This is a genomic window from Helcococcus sp. KG196, assembly GCF_046035495.1.
GTDB lineage: Bacteria > Bacillota > Clostridia > Tissierellales > Peptoniphilaceae > Helcococcus > Helcococcus ovis.
Map to the genome: position 1 here is coordinate 24086 of NZ_JBFNFI010000005.1, position 22437 is coordinate 46522.

The 22437-nt window shown below is 25.6% G+C and carries 18 protein-coding genes, 1 tRNA gene and 1 pseudogene; 2 read left to right on the top strand and 18 right to left on the bottom strand.

Translation table 11 applies throughout. The features are described from left to right. The 9 genes from ABGF45_RS03405 to ABGF45_RS03445 form a co-directional block, all read right to left on the bottom strand. A complete protein-coding gene (locus ABGF45_RS03405) occupies window positions 1-468 on the bottom strand; it encodes a PTS sugar transporter subunit IIA (protein WP_134711088.1) in 468 nt (155 codons plus the stop codon). Continuing rightward, window positions 461-2401, bottom strand: a complete 1941-nt coding sequence (locus ABGF45_RS03410) for a transcription antiterminator (protein WP_134744503.1) — start codon at window positions 2399-2401, stop codon at window positions 461-463. Before ABGF45_RS03410 ends, ABGF45_RS03405 begins: the two co-directional genes overlap by 8 nt. A gap of 270 nt (window positions 2402-2671) precedes the next feature. Beyond that, window positions 2672-3022, bottom strand: coding sequence for a 50S ribosomal protein L20 (gene rplT, locus ABGF45_RS03415; RefSeq protein ID WP_134711092.1), 351 nt, complete (start codon window positions 3020-3022; stop codon window positions 2672-2674). A 10-nt stretch (window positions 3023-3032) separates the two neighbouring features. Continuing rightward, window positions 3033-3224, bottom strand: coding sequence for a 50S ribosomal protein L35 (gene rpmI, locus ABGF45_RS03420; protein WP_134711094.1), 192 nt, complete (start codon window positions 3222-3224; stop codon window positions 3033-3035). Between the two features lie 13 nt (window positions 3225-3237). After that, window positions 3238-3768, bottom strand: coding sequence for a translation initiation factor IF-3 (gene infC, locus ABGF45_RS03425; protein WP_134711096.1), 531 nt, complete (start codon window positions 3766-3768; stop codon window positions 3238-3240). A gap of 159 nt (window positions 3769-3927) precedes the next feature. Then, window positions 3928-5835: a threonine--tRNA ligase gene (gene thrS, locus ABGF45_RS03430; protein WP_134744504.1), complete on the bottom strand. Its 1908-nt coding sequence runs from the start codon at window positions 5833-5835 to the stop codon at window positions 3928-3930. Further along, window positions 5825-7156: a histidine--tRNA ligase gene (gene hisS / locus ABGF45_RS03435; protein WP_134744505.1), complete on the bottom strand. Its 1332-nt coding sequence runs from the start codon at window positions 7154-7156 to the stop codon at window positions 5825-5827. Before hisS ends, thrS begins: the two co-directional genes overlap by 11 nt. 281 nt (window positions 7157-7437) lie before the next feature. Next, window positions 7438-8025 (bottom strand): hypothetical protein, encoded by a 588-nt coding sequence (locus ABGF45_RS03440; protein WP_134744506.1) that lies wholly within the window; start codon window positions 8023-8025, stop codon window positions 7438-7440. Window positions 8026-8132: 107 nt separating this feature from the next. Continuing rightward, a tRNA-Gly gene (locus ABGF45_RS03445) sits at window positions 8133-8207 on the bottom strand. A 189-nt stretch (window positions 8208-8396) separates the two neighbouring features. Here ABGF45_RS03445 and ABGF45_RS03450 point away from each other — a divergent pair. Both ABGF45_RS03450 and ABGF45_RS03455 read left to right on the top strand, forming a co-directional pair. After that, window positions 8397-9614, top strand: a complete 1218-nt coding sequence (locus tag ABGF45_RS03450; RefSeq protein ID WP_134744507.1) for a glycosyltransferase family 2 protein — start codon at window positions 8397-8399, stop codon at window positions 9612-9614. Between the two features lie 18 nt (window positions 9615-9632). Continuing rightward, the gene (locus ABGF45_RS03455) at window positions 9633-10517 is read left to right on the top strand and encodes a hypothetical protein (RefSeq protein ID WP_408112022.1); all 885 of its coding nucleotides are present in this window, start codon (window positions 9633-9635) and stop codon (window positions 10515-10517) included. Between the two features lie 102 nt (window positions 10518-10619). Here ABGF45_RS03455 and ABGF45_RS03460 read toward each other — a convergent pair whose 3' ends face one another. The 9 genes and pseudogenes from ABGF45_RS03460 to ABGF45_RS03500 all read right to left on the bottom strand — a co-directional run bounded on the left by ABGF45_RS03460 (window position 10620) and on the right by ABGF45_RS03500 (window position 22436). Beyond that, window positions 10620-12095: a family 20 glycosylhydrolase gene (locus tag ABGF45_RS03460; RefSeq protein WP_408112636.1), complete on the bottom strand. Its 1476-nt coding sequence runs from the start codon at window positions 12093-12095 to the stop codon at window positions 10620-10622. Continuing rightward, the gene (locus ABGF45_RS03465; RefSeq protein WP_408112637.1) at window positions 12092-12550 is read right to left on the bottom strand and encodes an NUDIX domain-containing protein; all 459 of its coding nucleotides are present in this window, start codon (window positions 12548-12550) and stop codon (window positions 12092-12094) included. Before ABGF45_RS03465 ends, ABGF45_RS03460 begins: the two co-directional genes overlap by 4 nt. Window positions 12551-12559: 9 nt before the next feature. Continuing rightward, window positions 12560-14134: a cardiolipin synthase gene (gene cls / locus ABGF45_RS03470; protein WP_408112638.1), complete on the bottom strand. Its 1575-nt coding sequence runs from the start codon at window positions 14132-14134 to the stop codon at window positions 12560-12562. Window positions 14135-14195: 61 nt separating this feature from the next. Continuing rightward, window positions 14196-16267: pseudogene (locus ABGF45_RS03475) on the bottom strand (glutamine synthetase III). A 21-nt stretch (window positions 16268-16288) separates the two neighbouring features. Then, window positions 16289-16537: a hypothetical protein gene (locus ABGF45_RS03480; RefSeq protein ID WP_134711116.1), complete on the bottom strand. Its 249-nt coding sequence runs from the start codon at window positions 16535-16537 to the stop codon at window positions 16289-16291. Window positions 16538-16553: 16 nt separating this feature from the next. Next, window positions 16554-17660 (bottom strand): lipopolysaccharide assembly protein LapB, encoded by a 1107-nt coding sequence (locus tag ABGF45_RS03485; RefSeq protein ID WP_134711118.1) that lies wholly within the window; start codon window positions 17658-17660, stop codon window positions 16554-16556. A 6-nt stretch (window positions 17661-17666) separates the two neighbouring features. Further along, window positions 17667-18380: a hypothetical protein gene (locus ABGF45_RS03490; RefSeq protein ID WP_134711120.1), complete on the bottom strand. Its 714-nt coding sequence runs from the start codon at window positions 18378-18380 to the stop codon at window positions 17667-17669. Window positions 18381-18388: 8 nt separating this feature from the next. After that, on the bottom strand, window positions 18389-20080 hold the full coding sequence (gene argS, locus ABGF45_RS03495; protein WP_134711122.1) for an arginine--tRNA ligase: 1692 nt from the start codon (window positions 20078-20080) through the stop codon (window positions 18389-18391). A 1-nt stretch (window position 20081) separates the two neighbouring features. Beyond that, window positions 20082-22436, bottom strand: coding sequence for an endonuclease MutS2 (locus ABGF45_RS03500; protein WP_134744389.1), 2355 nt, complete (start codon window positions 22434-22436; stop codon window positions 20082-20084). Window position 22437 lies beyond the last annotated feature (1 nt).

The window sequence follows — 22437 nt, forward strand, 5'->3', positions numbered from 1 at the left end:
TTAATTAAATTCATACTCTTCTAATAACTTAATTAATTTTTTAATATTAACTTCTGAATCGTCAAATGAATACAATTTGTTCATTGTATCTTTATCCTGAACTAATTTCATTACCTTTTGTAAAATTTTTATATGTTGTTCACTATTTTTTAATGCCAACATAAAAATTATTTTTACATCGATTTCTTTATCAAGTGATGTCATTTCATAAAACTTTACCGGTTTTTCAAGTGTCATAATTGCAATTTGAGATTTGTTGACATGTTCGCTCTCTGTATGTGGCAAAGCAATACTATACCCCTCAAACTCTAGTCCAGTAGGATATTTCATTTCACGATCTATTACAGCATTTTTAAATGATGACTTTACAATTTTTTCTTTTATAAGAGCATTTGATAAAACATTTAACACCTCCTTATTATTTTTTATATTTTTAACTTTTAACTTTATAATTTTATGCTCAAACATAATCCTCTCTCCAATTTATAAATGTTGATATTAATTCCTCTTTTGTTTTTGAGCTAGATATTTTATCAATAAAATTTCTATTTTCTATTTTTCTATATATATTAATCAAAATATCCTTGGTACTATTAATATCATGATCAGATATAGCAATTAATAACACCACCTTTATTAAGTTTTTTCCCCATTCAATAGGTTTATCTAATGTAATAATTCCTAGCTGTGATCTGGCAACATGTTTGGGATCGCAATGCGGAATTGAAATACCTGTATAAACACTAGTACTACCCATATTTTCTCTTTTTTTTATTGAATCTAAAAATTGAGAATCTTTTTGATTAAGCTTATTTGATATTTTAATTATTTCTTCAAAAACTTGTTCTTTATTTTTAGCTTTACTATTTAACAATATATTTTCTTCTAATAGTTCTCTAATTAAATTTTTATTTGTTTCTATTTTTTCATTAGATTTTGTTAACCTATTTTTATCTAGATTATTATAAAATATACGAATATTTTTCATCTCTTCGTCAGTTATTACTGGACTAACTTCAAATATAGGTATTTTAAGATTATTTAATTTTACTGAAGAAACTATAAAATCAATATTATTAAATTTAATTTTATCTAAATCATCAAAATCTGCTTTTATTACTTTATCTGTTCCTAAAATTATCCTATTTAATTTACTAACAATTAATTCAGAAGTTGATATCCCATGTGGACATATTACTAATATATTTATAGATTTATGGACTTTTTCCACAGCAATTTGAAAATGAATTGCTAAAAACGCCGCTTCATCATCTGTCATTTTTATATTAAATTCATCTGTTAACTCTCTAACAGATAGCCATATAACATTATACAAAACACTATATTGTTTCTTCACTTCTTCAACAACTGGATTGATAACAGAAATAGATTTTTTTAATCTAAATATCATTGGTCCCACATGACTTATTAACATATCTTTTAAATGTTCATCTTGTGTTAAATCAATATCTAAAATATTTGATACTTTTTTTATCAATGCTATTACACTCTTATATAATCTTGAATTATATCCAATACTATTTATTTCAAATCCTACTGCTAATAATGTATAAGATAATGCTTCTATTTCTTGACTAGGAATTTCTTCTTTCAAATTTAATATTTTTGTCAAAATTTCTCGTGCATAAAAATATACCTCAAAATGATTAATATCAAAATTTAAACTAATTTTATAATCATATAGTATAAATCCTAATTCAATCATATGTATTTGAACCAATAAGTCTATTAATAACGTATTGAAATATCTTTTACTAAGACTATAATTATATTTCCTTCCTAATTCATTTATTACATTCTTACAATTATAAATAGTTTCTATGTTATAAAATCTTGATAAAGTTTTTATATCTTCAAAATTTGAATTATCTATTAATGCATATAAATATTCTTTAATGGTTTTTCTAATATTTACTTCATCACCGGTTACATAAAATCTTCCATTTTCTTTTTCTAAATATATTTTTTTTGATATTAAATATTTTTCAAATTTTTTAATATCTCTCCTTGCTGACCCTTCACTTAGATATGCATTATCCTCATAATCAAAAACATTTAATTTTTTCCTATTTAGTAAAATTTCCTTAAATAAATATTCTTCTCTAAACTCAATTGATTTGTTATCATTATTTTTGTTAAAATCTAAATTTGATAAAATTGAAAATAATTTTTTTATTTGATATTTATCATTTATTTTAATTCCTTTTCGTGGCAATTTTTCTATTTTTATATCATATTGTTTAATATATTCATTTATTTTATCAATATCTTTATAAATTGTTTTAGTCGAAACTCCAAATATTTCTGACATACTTTTAGCTGTTATATACTCATCTTTTAATTTAATTGTTTGTAAAATCATAATTTGCCTTTTATTCAAAATTTCACCCCCTCTCTTCAAAAAATGAAAATGTTATCATCTTTAATTTTAGTATATATTAACTTATTTAATTATTAAAATCTATATATGTCTACATTAATCTGGAACTTATAAAATTTAAATAATACACAAAATTATTTAAATATCTACAAATAAAAAAAGAATTAGAAATTTTACTCTCTAATTCTCTCAATATGCTACTTCAATTCTTCACAAAACTACTTATCCCTTACAGGGTATTTTACAAAGAATCTAATATATTTAATTCAATTAAGCATTTTTAGCTGTTTCAACTAATTTTGAAAATGCTTGAGGATCATTAATAGCTATTTCTGATAACATTTTTCTATTGATATCGATATTAGCTTTCTTTAATCCACCCATAAATTTTGAATAGCTTAAACCATTTGCTCTTGAAGCTGCGTTGATTCTTGCAATCCATAATTGTCTAAAATCTCTTTTTCTATTTTTTCTACCAATATAAGCATATTGTAATGATTTCATTACTGCTTGTTTAGCTGTTCTGAATAATCTTGATTTTCCACCAAAGTATCCCTTAGCTAATTTTAAGTATTTTTTATGATTTTTCTTTGAATTTACTGCACGTTTTACTCTTGCCATCTTTTACCTCCTAAGGAATCATTTGTCCAATTCTCTTCATATCTGCACTACTTACCAATGTAGATTTTCTTAAGTTTCTAATTCTTTTTGGTGATTTTTTTGCTGTGATATGACTCTTATAAGCTTTAAATCTCTTTAATTTTCCCGATCCAGTTCTCTTAAATCTTTTTGCTGAACCTCTATGTGTTTTCATTTTTGGCATACAACGTTCCTCCTTATTCTGATTTTGGTTCTATTATCATCTGCATGCTACGGCCTTCCATTTTAGGTTTACTGGATATTTGAGCAATATCACTTACTAGTTCGAAGAATTTATCCAATACTTCTTTACCTAAATCTTTGTGAGCCATTTCTCTTCCTCTAAATCTAATACTTACCTTAACTTTATCTTCTTTTTTTATGATTTTACTTGCATTTTTGGCTTTAATTTCTAAATCATGTTGTTGAATTGTTGGAGACAATCTTATCTCTTGAACGTTAACAGTTTTAGCATTCTTTTTAGCTTCTTTTTGTTTTTTTATTTGCTCATATTTGAATTTACTGTAATCCATAATTCTGCAAACTGGCGGATTTGCATTAGGTGATAATAACACCAAATCTAATCCTTGTTCATCGGCTCTTTTTTGTGCATCTGCTGAAGTAAACATACCTAATTGTTCTCCATCAACATCTATTAATCTTACTTTTGGAAAACGAATTTGATTGTTTATTTGAAGTTCTTTAATAACATACCTCCTAAAGTATATAAGTTTTAATTTAAAATAAAAATAGTAGCTTAGAGATACCTACGCTACTACATTAACAATCATTAATTTAGTTTAACCCAATTCGCAATACGATTAGGTGAGAGTAGGCACTCTTCTTCATTACTAAACAAGTATACAACAATTCAAGACAAATGTCAATTATTTTCTTTGTTCAAAATCTTCAACCATTTGATTTAAGAATTTATCTAAATCAATATCAACTGATTTTGTTTCTCCATATTTTCTAACTGATATAGTGTTATTTTTTAATTCATTATCACCAATTACTAATTGATATGGAACTTTAGATGTTTGAGAGTCTCTTATTTTCTTACCCATTGATTCATTTCTATCATCAAATTGAACTCTTAGTCCTTTTTCCAAGAATCTATTATATATTTCCTTTACTTTTTCCCCATGAACATCTAAACTTACAGGAATAAATGTTGCATGTACTGGGGCTAACCATAGTGGAAAATGTCCAGCATAATGTTCTATTAAAATACCGATAAATCTTTCTAATGACCCATATAATGCTCTGTGAACCATAACTGGTCTTACCTTTTCTCCATGTTCATCAACATAATGAATATCAAATCTTTCAGGCATTTGGAAATCTAATTGAACTGTACCACATTGCCAAGCTCTCTTTAACGAGTCAAATAATTGAATATCAATTTTCGGTCCATAGAATGCTCCATCTCCCTCATTTAATTCATAAGGTAGGTTCAATTCTTCTACAGTAGATATTAACGCTTGTTCTGCTACATCCCAAACTTCAGGATCTCCCATGAAATCTTCTGGTCTTGTTGAAATGAATACTTTATATTCAAATCCAAATTTTGTATAAATTTCATCAGCTAATTTCATAATATTTTTAATTTCTGTTTTAATTTGCTCTTTTGTCACAAATAAGTGAGCATCATCTTGTGTAAATGCTCTTACTCTAAATAATCCATGTAACGCACCTGATAATTCATGTCTATGAACATGTCCTAATTCTGATAATCTAATTGGTAAATCTCTATATGAATGAGGTTGTGATTTATAAACTAAAATCGCTCCTGGACAGTTCATTGGTTTTATTGCATAATTTTCATCATCAATCTTTGTAAAATACATATTGTCTTTATAATGATCCCAGTGTCCAGATCTGTGCCATAATTCTTCATTTAAAATCATTGGTGTTTGAATTTGACCATACCCTGCCCTATCCATTAATGATTTTAAATACCTTTCCAGGCTATTTTTTAATATCATACCGTTTGGTAGATAGAAAGGAAATCCTGGCCCCTCTTCAGAAATCATATACAAATTCATTTGCTTACCTAAGACTCTATGATCTCTTTTCTTTGCTTCCTCAATCATATTTAAATATTCATCTAGTTCTGATTGCTTCTTAAATGTTATACCATAAATTCTTTGAAGCATTTTATTATTAACATCACCTCTCCAATAAGCACCAGCAATAGATAATAATTTTACAGCTTTAATATCTTTGGTATTTAAAATATGTGCCCCTTTACACAAATCAGTAAAATCACCCAATTTATATAATGAAAGTGGTGCATCTTCAGGTAAATCATTAATTAACTCTACCTTATATTTATCACCTTTTTCTTCAAAATATTTTAATGCATCTTCTCTTGTGATCTCTTCTCTTATTACATTTTGCTTTTCTTTTGCAATTTTCAACATTTGTTCTTCAATTTTTTTCAAATCTTCAGGTGTAAATTGATGCTCACTATCTATATCATAATAAAATCCATTTTCAATAGCAGGTCCTATAGCAAATAACGTTCCCGGAAATAATTTTTGGATAGCTGCAGCCATTAAATGTGAAGAAGTATGCCAAAATAAATGCTTACCTTCTTTGGTATCATACTTAATGAAGTTAACTTCACTATCCTCACTTAATGTTTCCTGTAATCCCATTAAAGTGTTTTCATTTACAATGGCACCCTCTACTGAACGTGCCAACCCTTCAGATATTGATTTTGCAATATCTAATAAACTTGTATTTTTTTCAAACTCTTTAATACTTCCATCTGGAAATTTAATTTTCATTTTTTCCCCCGTTTAATATTTTAACTAAATTTTCTAACTTAAATTCTTCTTGATCACCATTTTCAAAGTTTCTCAAACTAATAGTTTTATTTTGCTTTTCGGTTTCACCAATAATAATTGCTTTTTTTATGCCGATTTTATCTGCATAGTTAAATTTTTTCTTCGTTTTTGTTGTCTCTAAGTATATTTGAGAATTTATGTTATTATTCCTCAACAGATTAACAACTTCAATAGAATAATCATAAACCTCTTCACTCATAGGAATTACTAAAATATTATGATTTACTTTTTCCTCTTGTTTTTTCAATAAATTTGACTCATTTAATTGATAAAACAATCTAGTCAATCCTATCGATAAACCTATGCCTGGGTATTTTTGTTTAGTAAAATTACTTGCAAGATCATCATATCTTCCACCACTGCAAATCGAGCCAATTGATTCATATCCGTCTAAAAACGTTTCAAATACAGTGCCGGTATAATAATCAAGCCCCCTGGTAATCATTAAATCTATCTTAATATTTTTAGTTGGAATTCCAAATAATTCCATATATTTATATACCTTATTTAATTCATTTAACCCTTCAAAATACACATCATTATTTATTTCTGTATTTAATAATTTATCTAACACTTCTTTATTTTCTAATTCAGATAAATTAATAAAATCAAATATTTTATTAATTTGAATTACATTTAATCCAAACTTTTCCAACTCTAATTTAGTTTTTTCTATTCCAATTTTTGGTAATTTATCAATTGCCCTCATTACAGATTCAAAATCCTTAACATAAATTGATTCCAAAAATCCATTTAATAATTTACGATTATTTATTCTAAATGTAATATTTTCTAATCCTAAATCATTAAAAATATTATAAATTACAGATGGAATTTCACCATCATTCGCAATATCTAGTTTTTCATTTCCGACTATATCTATATCACATTGGTAAAATTCTCTATATCTTCCTTTTTGATTTCTTTCCCCTCTATAAACCTTTCCGATTTGATATCTTCTAAATGGAAAATTTATTTCATTTGCATGCATAGCAACATATCTTGCTAAACTCACAGTTAGATCAAATCTCAATGCCTGAGGCGTAGTTTCTTTATCTATTCTATAAATTTGTTTTGATGTTTCTCCTCCACCTTTAGAAAGTAAAATTTCTTCTTTTTCTATAAGTGGCGTATCTAAATTAACAAAACCATATTTAATAAAATTTTTTTCAATTGTAAATTTTATTTCATCAAATAATTTCTGCTCTTCTGGCAATAATTCCATAAATCCAGAAAGTATTGATGGATTAACTATATCCATAATTTCTCCTTATACATCTGTTCTATATATTATATTAAAAATGCTAGAATATTTAAAGTAAAAAAATTTTTAATAAAACAGTTATATAAATTTTTAGCACTTATTTATTTTTATATTATTTTTTTAATTTTTTTATTAATATTATACCATAAAAAATCCCTAGACGTTGGAATCTAGGGATTTTTTATGTTCATTATTAATTTTTTATAATTAAATATCATTTATTTTACAACCATTCCAAATAATCATTAATTACATTTAGGTTATAAATTAATAGTTACTTAATAACCTAATTCTTTTAATCTTTGATTTACAAGAGAATTTATATGCTCAACATCAAGTCCATTATTTTTTAGTATTTCCTGTCTTTCAGCTCCATATCCTAAATCTCCTCTAATTATCATATCCACTAATTCTTTTTCAGATGCATTCTTAATCCTTTCATCAGATGCGATAGCAGCATATGGATTGTCAGAGTTTCTATTATCACTTCTTTGTCCATTATCAGGTTTATTATTTTCTTTTAAAGTTTCTTTATTTGTTTCTTTTAATGTTTGTTTTGAATTCTCTTTATTATTTTCTTTTGAGGTTTCTTTGTTTGTTTCTTTTATGGATTCCTTTTTTGTTTCTTTATTTGTTTCTTTTGCAGATTCCTTTTTTGTTACCTTAAATGTTTGTAATTTTTTCTTTTCAGCTTTTGTTTCTATTGTAGTGGTTTTCACATCCTTTTTATTTGAATTATCATTTCCACCAAAAAATGCAGATACTACATAAACAATAAAACATAATATTAAAATTACAATTAATGCAATCATAATATAATTAAGCATTGTATCATTTTTCCTCTTTAAATTTGGTCTTCTGTCCATTTATCCCCTCCAAGTGTTTATATTAATATAATGTTATTATAAATTAATAAATTTCTCAACATTTTTTTCATTTTTGTAAAAAAAAATCAGGATAATCCTGATTTGATTGGAGCGGAAAACGAGATTCGAACTCGCGACCCTCGCCTTGGCAAGGCGATGCTCTACCACTGAGCCACTTCCGCATAATAACATACAATATATTGCAGTATTTACTTTATAAATTATTATAAATTAATCTTCCATAAAAATAATCAATTTATAAAATACTATTTCAGTATATCTGTTTTATAAATAATTGTCAAATTTTTTTACTGAATTGTAATATATTTATTTCAAGATTATGGTATAATTTATAAAAAGGATGGTGTAAAATGATTTTAAAAATTATAACATATATAGTAATATTTCTCAGTTTAATATTGATTCCTTATTCCCTGTATCAGTTTTTTATTGGATTACATTATTTCAAAAAAATAAATAATATTCCTGATACTGATAATTACAATAAATTTGCAATTCTTGTAGCTGCTAGAAATGAAGCAAAGGTCATATCAAATCTTATAGATTCATTAAAGTCCTTAAATTATCCAAAAGATAAATATGAAATCATAATAGCTCCAAATAATTGTACTGATAACACTAGAGAAGTTGCAATAAATAAGCAGGTAAGAGTATTTGATATTAAATCTCCAATAAAAAATAAAGGTGATGTTTTACATCAAATGTTTGATTATTTAATAGATAATGAAGACCATGATGCTTATGTAATATTTGATGCGGATAATATCGTCGATAAAAATTTTCTGTTAGAAATGAATAAACAAATTGAATATGGATTTTCAGCATCTCAGGGATTTAGAGATTCGAAAAACCCATATGAATCTTTTACATCAGGCTCATATACTTTATATCACTATATGATAAGTACTTTTTACAATAAACCTAGAACTGCTCTAAAATTAAATAATATGATTATAGGATGTGGATTTATGGTTACAAAAAAAGTAATAAAATCATTAGGTGGGTGGAATACTAAAACAATAACAGAAGATTTGGAATTTACAGTTTTGACAACTCTTCAAGGTGAAAAAATTGGTTATACAGAAAAGGCAATTTTTTACGATGAACAACCAAATTCTTTTATTGATTCATGGCATCAGAGAATTAGGTGGCAATTAGGATTAAAACAAGGTTTTTTAGCAAATTCTAGAGAAGTACTTAAGTCTTTATTCAGGGGGAAAGGTATTAATTTTTTAGATACATATGCAATGCTAATTGCAAATTATATAAGCAATATAAGTTTACTTTCTATGATTTTCGGTACTATATTAATATCTATGAAAACAACTTCAATTGTTGGGTTTTCAATTTTAGGGTATAATATTATTGGAATGGTTTTTGGTCCTTCATTATTTGCAATTCTTATTTTAGCACTTAATGGCAAAAAAATTATTCCTATGTGGAAAGGAATATTATTTTTTGGTGTGTTTTTAGCATCGTGGATACCAATTAATGCATATGTCCTATTTAAGGACAATGTTGAATGGAAAGAAATAAAACATGATTCAAAAAATAATATCACAAATTAAAATAAAAAAGGATGGAATATGAAAAGTAATATAAAAAAAATTATAGCATTACTATCTATTTCTTTAATAGTTACTGCTTGTTCAACAAATGCTAAAAACAATACAAAATTAGTCGAAGAAAAAGAAACTAAAAAAGAGACTTTAATTGAAACTAAAAAAGAAATCAACAAGGATATATTAAATAAATGGTTTCAAAATTTAATTAAATTCCCACACGGAACAACAGGTTCATCTTTAAGAGCTGTTAAGCTATTGGATGAGTCATTAAATCTTCAAGATTACTCTGATGAAACAATTAATTATGTTAATAAGCTTTATGAAAATTCAGAAAAAAAATCAGATTTAAATATGACTATTTCTTTACTTTTTGAAAATATCAAAAAGTTCAAAAGTAATCCTAGTGAATATAAAAAATCACATGAAGATGCAGGTGCTAAATTTACTAACGAAAAAAATATTAATAATTTGGAAAAATTAGTAAATAGCTTATACGAATTGTCAAAAAAAGAAAATAATAGCAAAGAAAATGAAAAAAATTCTAGTTTATCTAACTTAGAAAAAGAAAATATAAATAAATTTGTTACAGAATTAGAAAAAACACCAAATGGAACTGCCGGATCAGGCTTACAAATTATAGGTACGTTTTATGATTCATTAAATTATGCTTCAGTTTTTGAAGAAAAACCAAACTTAAGTATTAATTATATAAATTCATTAATACCTAATTTAGAAAAAAAGAATAATTTTAAGATGAGTTTAGATGCCTTAAAGTTCCAAATTAAAGAATATAAAAAAGACAAACAAGATTATATAAATTCAAATAAAGCTGCAGGTTACACATGGAATCCATCTATTTCAATAGAAGCTTATGAAAATGTTATAAATAATATAAATGTACAATAAAATAAAAAGTTATAACTTGCATAGGGCTGTTGCAAAATAACTAAAAATGTTATTTTGCAACAGTACCATGTTTTTTATATTATAACCGCTTTTAGTTTATAATTATTCTATAATTCTTAAATTTTCAAAATATTTTTCAATATCTATATTCTCATTTATTTTATAATTCCACGTTTTAGCAGCAAATGCTCTTAACTCTTTTTTTATATCCTCAAAAATAATATCTTGACTTACTAGATTTTGATTATCACACCAAATTGATATAGAAGCACCTTTAATCCTCTTATCTTCATTATCAATATTTTCACCAAAGAAAACTCCAGGACTCCAAATATTATATATTCTTTGATATTGATTAAAGTAATCCCATGAATTTTGTTTTCTACCATCTTTCGGCATTTCTTCTCTTAAAACATAATAAAAAAAGCTTGAATTTGAATTGTATATTTCATTATACCCCTTATCCAATAAGTAAGAAATATTAACAACATTATCATCCCATGGAATATTACACCAATAATCTACTCCTATCCTATTTTCAAGTTTATTCGAAAATATATTTGATGTATTTTCTCCATAATGTAAACAATCATTCCATATTCTTGGAATAAAATTATTTTCTATCATTAGTTTACTAATTTCATTTAAATATAAATTTATTGAATCTGTCCAACTTGAAAATCCATTTATCTTAGAATTTTCTTCTAATATTTTTTGATATTTATTTTTAAATTGTTCACTTTTAAAATCCATGTATTCATCAAATCCTATATGAAAATATTTTGAATTATTAAATAATTCCATAAATTCTAAATATAGATTTTTAATATATTCTAAAACTGATTTTCTAGTTATATCAAAAGAATATTTACTATTTTTTCCATTAATATCAATTTGTCCTAATTCTGGATGAATTTTAAGAATATGTTCAACATGACCTGGAGTATCTAAACTTGGAATTATTGAAATATTTTTATTTTTAGCGTAATCTATGATTTCTCTTATATCTTTCTTTGTTAGAAAACCATCTTTTGAAACAATACTAGGATCAAATTCGGATTCAATTCTAAACCCTCTATTTTCTGAAAAATGTAACATTAATGTGTTCAATTTTAATTTTGACATTTCAGATATTAAATTAAGTATCCAATCCTTTGTAAAATACTTCCTACCAATATCAAGTAAAATTCTTCTTTCTGATAATCTTGGATAATCTATAATTTCAAATTCAAATAAAGACTTATTTATTTTTATAATGTTATTTAACTTCATCAAAGCATATATAAGCCCAATTTCATTTTTATATTCAACTAAAATTTTATTTTCTTTTACAATTAATTTATAACCTTGTTCTGAAAAGTTAAGATTTTCATTAAAATTTAATTCTAAAATAAATACTTTTCCATCATTAATAAAAAACTCTTTTATATTTTCATAAAAGATATTATAAACATTACGTATTTCACCAGAATATATAATATTTTTTATATAAAATGTTTCTGAATTAATAGATTTTATCTCTTGGGGATAAGTAAAAGTTAATAATTTTTCATTTAATTTTTTCGTATTTATCCTCATTTTATAAATTCCCTTTCAATTAAAACATTTTTTTCATCATATATCAAAGATATTTCTTTATACATCCCATCATATATTTTTAAAATATATTCCATTGAATCAGAATGTCCTTCCATTGCCTTAAATTCTTCATAATCTTCAAAAAATAAATTTCCTTCTATATTTTCTGATATTAACTTTCCATCAAATCCATGTGCTGTATATAAAAGGCCAACATATCTCTCATCAGAATTCTTACAATACCACTGAATAAAACCGTTAAATTCTAAATCTTTTATATCTAAGTTAGTTTCTTCTTTTATTTCTCTAATTGCAGAATTATTAAAAGATTCAAAAGGTTCAACTTTTCCCCCGGGAAATGTTAATCCTTCCCAGCCATATTTTTTCTTTTTATCGAGAACCAATACTTTGCTTCCATTAAAAATTCTGACCATATTCATCATAATTGTTTTCATAAAATTCTCCTACATCAAAGGGGCTACTAATTTAAGTATTTTTCCTAAAAATCTATAAAAAATAGAGTAATCTTTATAATTTCTATATGTTACTTCTCTAGATAAATTTCTAGTTTTTTCAAAATCATTTTTTATTATTTTAGCTAAGTTTTTACTATAAAACAAAATAGCATTTTCATAATGTAAATGTAAACTTCTAAAATCTAAATTAATTGTCCCAACTACAGAAATCAAGTCATCTGAAATAATTGATTTAGAATGTAAAAATCCGGGTATATACTCATATATTTTCACACCATTAAAAAGTAATTGTTCATAATTTGAACGAGCCATTATATATGGAACTTTCTTATCGGGTATACCCGGCATTAAAATTTGAATATCAACTCCTCTTTTAGCAGCGAATATCATTGCATCTTTAATTTTTTCACTTAAAATTAGATATGGTGTCATGATATATACATAATTTTTAGTCCTATTAATTATATCGGCATATACATTTTCTCCAACAGTTTCTCCATCATTTGGAGAATCATCGAAAGGTTGAACATAATCGTTGTTATCTACCTTATAAACATTTTTCAAATATTTTTCATAATCAGAATTTTCATATTTAGAAAGATTCCATAAATTTAAATACATAACAGTTATACTTCTAACCGCTTCGCCCTCAATTCTAATACCATTATCTTTCCAATGTCCAAATCTTTCTATTTCATTTATATATTCATCAGCTAAATTTAAGCCGCCAGTATAAGCTATTTTATTATCAATTGATACTATTTTTCTATGATCTCTATTATTATGAACAGTAGATAATATTGGAGTAACAGCTGAAAATACTTGAACTTCAAATCCTAAATTAAGTAAAAACTCTTTGTAATTATCAGGTAAATAATAATCATTCATTCCATCATACATAAATTTTACTTTAACACCCTCATTTACTTTATCAATTAATTTATCTAGTATTTGTTCAAGCATTTTTCCTGGTCTTACTATAAAATATTCTAAAAATATAAATTCCTGAGCATTTTCTAAATCTTCTAATAGTTTTTCAAAATATTCTTCCCCTGATGAAAAATATTTATAATTTGTATTTTTATATATTGGATAATTTATAGTATTTTGTAAATATTTTTCAATTCCATTATTAATTTTTTTGTTATCATCTATTTCTTGTAAAATCTTATCATCTTTTACTAGTAAATAAGAGCTACTTTCTTTAATTTTCTCCAGTTTTCTCTTTAACCTTTTTGGACCTGGAAAAATTTCAAATACCAAATAAATCAAAAAACCTGCAACAGGTAAAATGGCAATAGGTATAATCCAAGCTACCCTGTATTCTATTGGTTGATTTAAATTTATAATATAAATTATTAGCGAATATGAAACAATACTCCATAAATAATTAATCAGTAATTTTTCTCCCTTAAACATATTAGATAAATAAATTAAAAGAGTAAATTGAAGAAATATTATTATTGTAACCCAAAAAATAGGTTTAACTAAATGTCTCTTACTTTTTAAATTTTCAAGAGCTTCTGCTATTTTATCCTTATTTTTTATTTTGAATTTTTTCATAAAAACTCCTCAATTTTAATATATTACATAAAATATCATTAATCTACATATCTATTAATTTTTATTTTCTATAATCTAATCTTGAAAAAATCATTTCATAATTAGGCAATCTTGTATTTTTCAATGAAATATAAGATTCTAACTCGTCAATTTCATTTCTTAAATTAATCATATTTTTATTTAATAAGAAATATTGATATGATAATTCAATCTTGTCATTTATATTATTAAGTTTATTTCTTCCTTCTTTTATTTTAATATTTTCTTCCAAAATGAACTCTAATTTATTAGATAATAAATCTAGTTTATTTCTTAAAACTTTATTTTCAACATTTAATAAAAATGTTGAAATATCATTGATTTCGTCCATAATACTTGGAACAATTTCTCTATCTACAATAGACACAAATGTCTTAATTTCCAAATTAAATGTATTTATTGCGTTTTCTAAAAAAATATCATGCAATGCAATTATTTCTTCTTTTTTGTATATTCCATTATTTTCTAATAATGCTATATTTTTTTCAAAAAGTAATGTAGGAATAGCCTCTATAAAGGTCCTTATATTTGGCAATCCACGTCTTTCTGCTTCATCAATCCATTCTTTAGAATACCCGTCTCCACTAAATAATATTCTTGAATGTTTAGTCAAAATTTCTTTAGCTATGGTTTTAGCATCATTAATTAAACATGATGAATCTTTTAATTTTTCATACATATTTTTAAGAGAATCTCCTATTGATGTATTTAATATAGTATTTACATCACTTGCATTCATAGATGAACCAAGCATTCTAAATTCAAATTTATTACCTGTATAGGCAAATGGAGAAGTTCTATTTCTATCAGAATTATCAAAAGGAGTATATCCTAAATTGTTGATTACAATATTTTGTTTTGTATCTTCTAATTCATATTCTAATCCTGCGATATTATATAATTCTTTTTCAATAGGTTTACCCAAAAATATTGAAATAATTGCAGGAGGTGCTTCATCAGCTCCTAATCTATAATCATTTCCCGGACACGAGGAAAATAATCTTAAAAGTTCAGGATATTTATCACAAGATTCAATAATTGCACACATAAATAATAAGTATCTAACTTGTTCTAATTCTGTTTTTCCTGATTCTAAACAATTTATCCCATTATTTGTTACTATAGACCAGTTATTATGTTTACCCGAACCATTTACGTGATTAAACGGTTTTTCATTTAATAAACATTCTCTAAATCATTTTTCTTAGCAACACTCTTTAAAATTTGCATAACAATCAAGTTATTATCCACTGCAATATTTGCGTTTTCAAATAAAACGGCAATTTCAAATTGACATGGTGCAACTTCATTATGCTCTGTTTTTGGATAAATTCCAAGTTTTTCCAATTCTATATTTAAATCTTTATAAAATTGTTCTACTCTTTGAGGAAAAAGTCCATAATAATAATCTGAAAACTCTTGTGCTTTAATTGGACTTGCCCCAATCAATGTCCTACCCGCATTTACAAGATCTCTTCTTTGATAAAACATTTCTTTGTCTATCAAGAAAAATTCTTGTTCTAATCCAACTTTTACACGTACTCTATATATTTTATTTTTAGAGAATAAATTTACTAATTTTGTTGCATATTCTCCAACAAAATCCATAGATCTTAATAATGGACCTTTTTTATCAAGTGTCTGTCCATTAAATGATACAAAAATTGATGGTATATATAAGGTTTCATCTATAATAAACGTATTTGATGTTAAATCCCAATATGTATATCCTCTTGCTTCAAACGTAGAACGCATTCCTCCTGATGGAAAACTGGATGCATCCGGTTCACTTTTGATTAATTCTTTTCCAGAAAATTTTATTATAACCTCATTGCTATATCTTCTATCTAGAAACGATTCTAATTTTTTTGCACTTAATCCGTTCAATGGTTGAAACCAATGACAAAAATATTTAGCCCCATTTGCAATCGCCCACTCCTTCATTGATGCGGCAATCACATCAGCAGTTTCTTTATCCAACAAAGATTTTTTTCTAACAGAGTTTTTCCATTTGATATAAAAAGCTTCAGGAAGATATTTCTTCATATTCTTTTTACCAAATGTTTTTACACCAAAATCGTTTTTAAAATCCATATTAACTCCTATATTTTATTTTTATATCCCTATAATAAAAACTTTATCATCATCAGTAATTCCTAATTTATCAGAATTACCAAAAATTTCATCAATTGCTAAGTTATCTAATAAAAAATAATCTTTAGCATCTTTATCAATTAAATCTTTATCAATATTTTCATCTTTAATTTGCATGAATACTGCATTATTAGTTTCTTTATCATTATGAATTAAAAAAGCCTTTGTATATTTATCTTTATTTGTTAAAAGTAATTCCCCTACTTTCAAATCTCTCCCCCAAGCATTATCTATTTATAATAGACTCTTTAATCTTCATTATCTGATTAAACATTTCATCAGATAAATCTTGATATTCCAAAATAAAATTAAAATCTTCAATTGCTTTATCAAATTGATTTAATGAAATCAAAATTATCGCTCTATTATACCTCAATTTAATTTCTGATGGATATTTTTCAATTGCATCATTAGCTAAATGAAGTGCCTCTACATCTTTTTTTAATACGTATTTTATATATACCAAATCTGTATAAAGGGTTGCAAAATCAGCACCTTTTTCAATAGATTCTTCAAAAAATTGTTCTGCTAATTTTGGATTTTCTTTATTCATATAAGCAATTGCGAGATAATATGGAATATCATATCGAGATGAATTTTTTCTAGCTTCCATTAATTCTGAAATCGCTGTACTATAATCCATTTTATTAATATAATAAATTGCATTTTCAACAGCTACATCAGGTGCTATCTTATTCATTTCATCTCGAATTGCATCTTTCAATTCTTCAAATTCAGCATTTCTTAAAGCTCTATTATAAAAATTATTTGCTTTTATAAATTTTCCGGTAGCTTTTGAAATATTACCCAACTCAAAATTTGCTAATGAATATGATTCATTATATCTTAAAATTCTTTCCAAAATTCTTATTGCCTGTTCTACAAAAACTTCTTTATATTCTTTAGAAACATCAATATTCCAAAGAAGCTTAGCATAGCTATATGCTGCCATTTCATTTTGTTCGTCAAGTAAAAATGCAGCTCTTGTAAATAACAAAGCTTTTTCAAAATTTTTATTATAAAATTTTACAGATTTTAATAAAGCATATTTTGATGAATTATCCAATAATTTCCCTAAAATTTTTTTATACTCATTTATATATATAAACTCAGGATCAATTGCTATCATATATAATATACCATCAATTATATATTCTATTTTTATTTCATTATCAAATTCGCTATTTGTCATTCCCATCATCATATCATTTAAAATAATAGGTAAAGGGATATCTTCTATACCATAATCTCTGTAATGTTCAAAATTATCTTTTAATTCTATAAAAGAAACTTTATCCGACTTTTTTCTAAAATACTTTTCTATAACATTCATAATAATCTAAAACTTCCCTTGAAATTGTCTTTTTCTAATTGATGAGCCGTCTAAAATCTTAAATAAATGCCCTTTATAGATATAAAGAATAGCCATTATCAATGAATATAAACCAACATTAATAATAAACGTAAAATCAAGTATAAAAATAGCATAGTTCACTGTTAACAAAAATTTAGTTGCAACAAATATTATAACTATTGGTAACCATTGAATTATATTATCTTTTATAAACATAGTAGATGAGATTACAGCTTCTGTACCATATTCTTCAGAAATATATACTTTTTCATAAACTGTACTTAATACAACAAGTACTAAAATATCAATTATAAATGTATATTGAAAATTAATATTTCCTAGTACAATATGAGCTAAGTATTCTACAACATAAACAATAAACAATGTATTTGACATAGGTAAATAATACCTCTTTGTACCATCTATTATATTTTTAAATCTAAATCTATTATAGTTTACAATATCTGATAAAACTCCAACTAATGCAGATGCAAATATAATTGTAATAATGTATCTAATAAACCCTAAAATAAAGTTTCCATGTGTAGTATATGTTGTAAATAAATTTAATAAATATTTTTCACCAACCCCTAGAGCAAATAATATTAAAGCTAATACCGGGACATATTTCATACTAGATATTGAATTTTTAACGGCAGTTTTATTCACATATATAAAATCTTTTATAATAATATCCATAAATCCTCCTACATTTTATTTGGAGCATGTATGCCTAATAAGCTTAATAAATTACTTATAGATATTTTTGTTGCATAAACCAGTAACGCTCTTGCTTTTTTCACTTCATCTTCTGAATTCAATATGTGAATACTATTGTAGAATGAATTAAAGTTTTGAGCAATTTCTGTTACATGTCTTGTAATTACTGAAGGTTCTAATTTATCTCTTGCAGTTAAAATTACATTTGGCACATCATATATTGACTTCATTAATGCAACCTCCTGTGGCTCATTTAATAATGAAAAATCAACATCTTTACTTAGTTCTAAACATAATTTTTCCAAAATTTGATTTGCTCTTGCATGTGCATATTGTACATATGGACCTGTTTCACCTTCAAAATTCAATACTTGATCCCAGTCAAATACATAATCCTTGATTCTCGTATTGAATAATTCTTGAAATTTCACAGCACCTATACCAATTTCTCTCGCAACAACTTCTTTATTTTCTAAATTTGGATTTCTATCTTCAATAATTTCTTTAGTTTTATCAATTGCTTTATTTAAAACATCTTCTAAAAATACAACTTTTCCTTTTCTTGTAGACAATGTACCATCTTTAAGACTAACCATACCAAATTGTACATGCTCACAATCTTCAGACCATTCATATCCCATTTTTGCTAAAACATCTTTAAGTGTCTTAAAATGAAGATTTTGTTGAGTTGCAACAACGTAAATATTTTTGTCAAAATTATAAATTTTCTTTCTGTGAAGAGCAGTAGCTACATCCCTAGTAATATATGTTGAAGAACCATCTCTTTTCAACACTATTGCAGGAGGTGTATCTTCTCCCATCTCGATAACTGTTGCTCCTTCCGACTCTGTTAAAAGATTTTTTTCTTTCATCTCTTTTATTACATTTTCAACAAATTGTGCATGATAAAATTCTCCATTATATGAATCGAATGAAATTTCTAATAAATCATAAACTCTATTAAACTCTTTTAAGCTTATTTCCTTAAACCAAGTCCATGTTTCTACAGCGAATTCATCACCTTCTTCTAATTTCTTAAACCATGCTCTTGCTTCATCCATTAACTCAGGATTAGCTTCCGCCTCTTCTGTATATTTTACATATAATTTTAATAGTTCACTAATTGGATTGCTATTAATCGTTTCTTTATTGCCCCATTTTCTATATGCGGAAAGTAAAACTCCAAATTGTGTACCATAATCGCCTAAATAATTTATAGCATCAACATGATATCCTAAAAATTTGTATATTCTCTTAATTGAGTCACCTATAACTGTTGATCTTATATGACCAATATGAAATGGTTTCGCAATATTTGTTGAACTATAATCAATAACAATATTTTTCCCATTTCCAACATTTGATGAACCATACATTTCCTTTTTATCAAAAACTTCTTTTAATACTGTCTCATTGAATTTTGTTTGATTTACAAAGAAATTAATATATGGTCCAACAGGTCTTATTTCACTAAATAATTCAGAACTAATCTTTTCAGCTAATTCCACAGAAATTTGTGCAGGTGCTTTTCTTAAAGTTTTAGCTAATCTAAAACATGGAAATGCAAAATCTCCCATTTCTTTGTTTGGTGGTGTTTCAATACTTAAATATATATCATCTAATGAAATATCTAATTCTAAAGAATTTAATATTTTAGAAATCTCTTTTTTATAATCCATACTACTTCAAAGTTACTACTGTAACTCCTGCTCCCCCTTCTTTTATACTTCCTATTCTAAACTCTTCTACATATCTAGATTTTTTGAAAAACTCTGTTAATCCAATTCTTAAAGCTCCTGTTCCTTTACCATGTATTATATGAACTGTTTTCATTCCCATTAGAATTGATTTATCAAAAAAGCTTTCTATTTCTATCATAGCTTCTTCTACTGTATGACCTCTCACATCAAGTTCATATTGAGCATCCTTAAATAATGTATTTTTCAATACCTGTCTGTATGATGATTGTGATTTTTCAATTTCAATTTCCTTATTTGTCTTTGCTAAATCAGAGATATTTACATTAAATTTCAATATTCCCATTTGTACAGTTAAATCACCTTTATTATCAGGTAATGTCTGTACTACAGCTAAATCATTCATTGAAATTACTTTTACAGTTTCACCAAGTTTAACAGTAATATTTTTACCATACCTCTTTTTAATAACCGGTTTTTCTTCAAATTTATCGGTAGCTTTTTTAAACTTATCCGTAATTTCTGAATAAGCTCTATCTATCTGTCTTGTTTCTGTATTTGCTTTTTGACTTTTTGCAAGTTTTAATATTTCTTTAGACTGTTTTTTAGCATCTTCTAAAATTTTTCTTGCTTCTAATTTTGCAGCCTCAATTTCTTCTTCAGCTTTTTCTTTTTTCTTTCCCACATCCTTATTAAAATTATCAATAAGTTTTTCATATCTCATTTTTTCTTTTTGAACATATAATAATTCATTATCTAATTTTATTCTATCAGTTTCAATTTCAGCAATAATTTCCTCAAAATCTCTATTTTCCTTTGATACATAATTACTTGCAATTGAAAGAATCTTTTCAGATAATCCTAATCGCCTAGAAATTTCAAAAGCATTTGACTTCCCTGGCCTCCCAATTATTAATTTATATGTTGGAGATAATGTCTCAACATTAAATTCTACATTAGCATTCTGTACTCCATCTGTACTCATTGCATATAATTTTAATTCACTATAATGAGTTGTAGAAACCAGTAAAGTTCCTCTTTTAACTAATGTGTCAATAATAGCCATTGCAAGTGCGGCTCCTTCTGTAGGATCTGTACCATTCCCTAACTCATCAAATAATACTAATGATTTATCATTAGCATATTTTAATATATGAACGATATTTGTCATTGATGCCGAAAATGTAGATAATGACTGCTCAATACTTTGGTTGTCACCAATATCTGTATAAATATTATTGAATATAGCAACTTTTGAAAAATCATCACATGGAATATACAATCCTGATTGTGCCATCATAACTACTAGCCCCAAAGTTTTCAAACTCACAGTTTTACCACCTGTATTTGGACCAGTAATAACTAATGCACTATATCTTTCTCCTAACTTGACATCAATCGGAACAACTTTCCCTTTTAATAATGGATGCCTTGCATTTTTAATATCTATAATTTTTTCACTATTTAATAAAGGCTTTGTATGCATCTTATCTAATGCATATTTTGCCTTTGCAAAAGTAAAATCAAGATCAACTAATAGATATTGATTGTTCTCTATTTCATGATGATAAACAAATATCATTTCAGAAAGTTCTTTCAATATTCGTCTAATTTCCTCGGTTTCTTTAATCTCTAAATCTCTAATTTTATTATTAATTTCAACTACAGCCATCGGCTCAATATATAAAGTTTGTCCTGAAGCTGAAATATCATGAGTAATACCCGGAACTTTTGATTTCGCTCCTGATTTAACCGGAACTACATATCTTCCATCTCTCATTGTAATAAATCCATCTTGAAGATTTGTAGTATCTTCTTTAACAATAGAATTTAACTTATTTCTAGCTTCTTCTGTCTTTTCTCTTATACTCTTTCTTATTTGAAATAATTCTCTTGATGCATCATCAGCAATTGTATCTTCATCAACTACAATTCTTTCAATTTCTTTTTGAATTCTAGTGTTTGTATAAAGCTTATCTATAATTTTAACGACTTCATTAATTTCTGAATCAAATTCAGATTTATAATCTTTTAAACTTTGAGAAACCCTTAAAGAATCAGCTATTTGCATCAATTCTAAATTTTCCAAAACAGCTTGCTTTTTTAATCTACTAATCATTCCCTTTAAATTATATATCCCATATAATGGTGGAAATGAAAATTTTCTTATTAATTCAATCGCATCAGCTGTCTTATTTTGTAAAAATTCAATTTTATCTAATTGTGTTAATGGGACAATTTTTGAAGCTTTTTCAGCTCCTAAAGAAGATGAACAATATTCTTGCAATTCTTCCTTAATTTTATTCCACTCCAAGGTGGCAATTGTATTTTGCTCCATA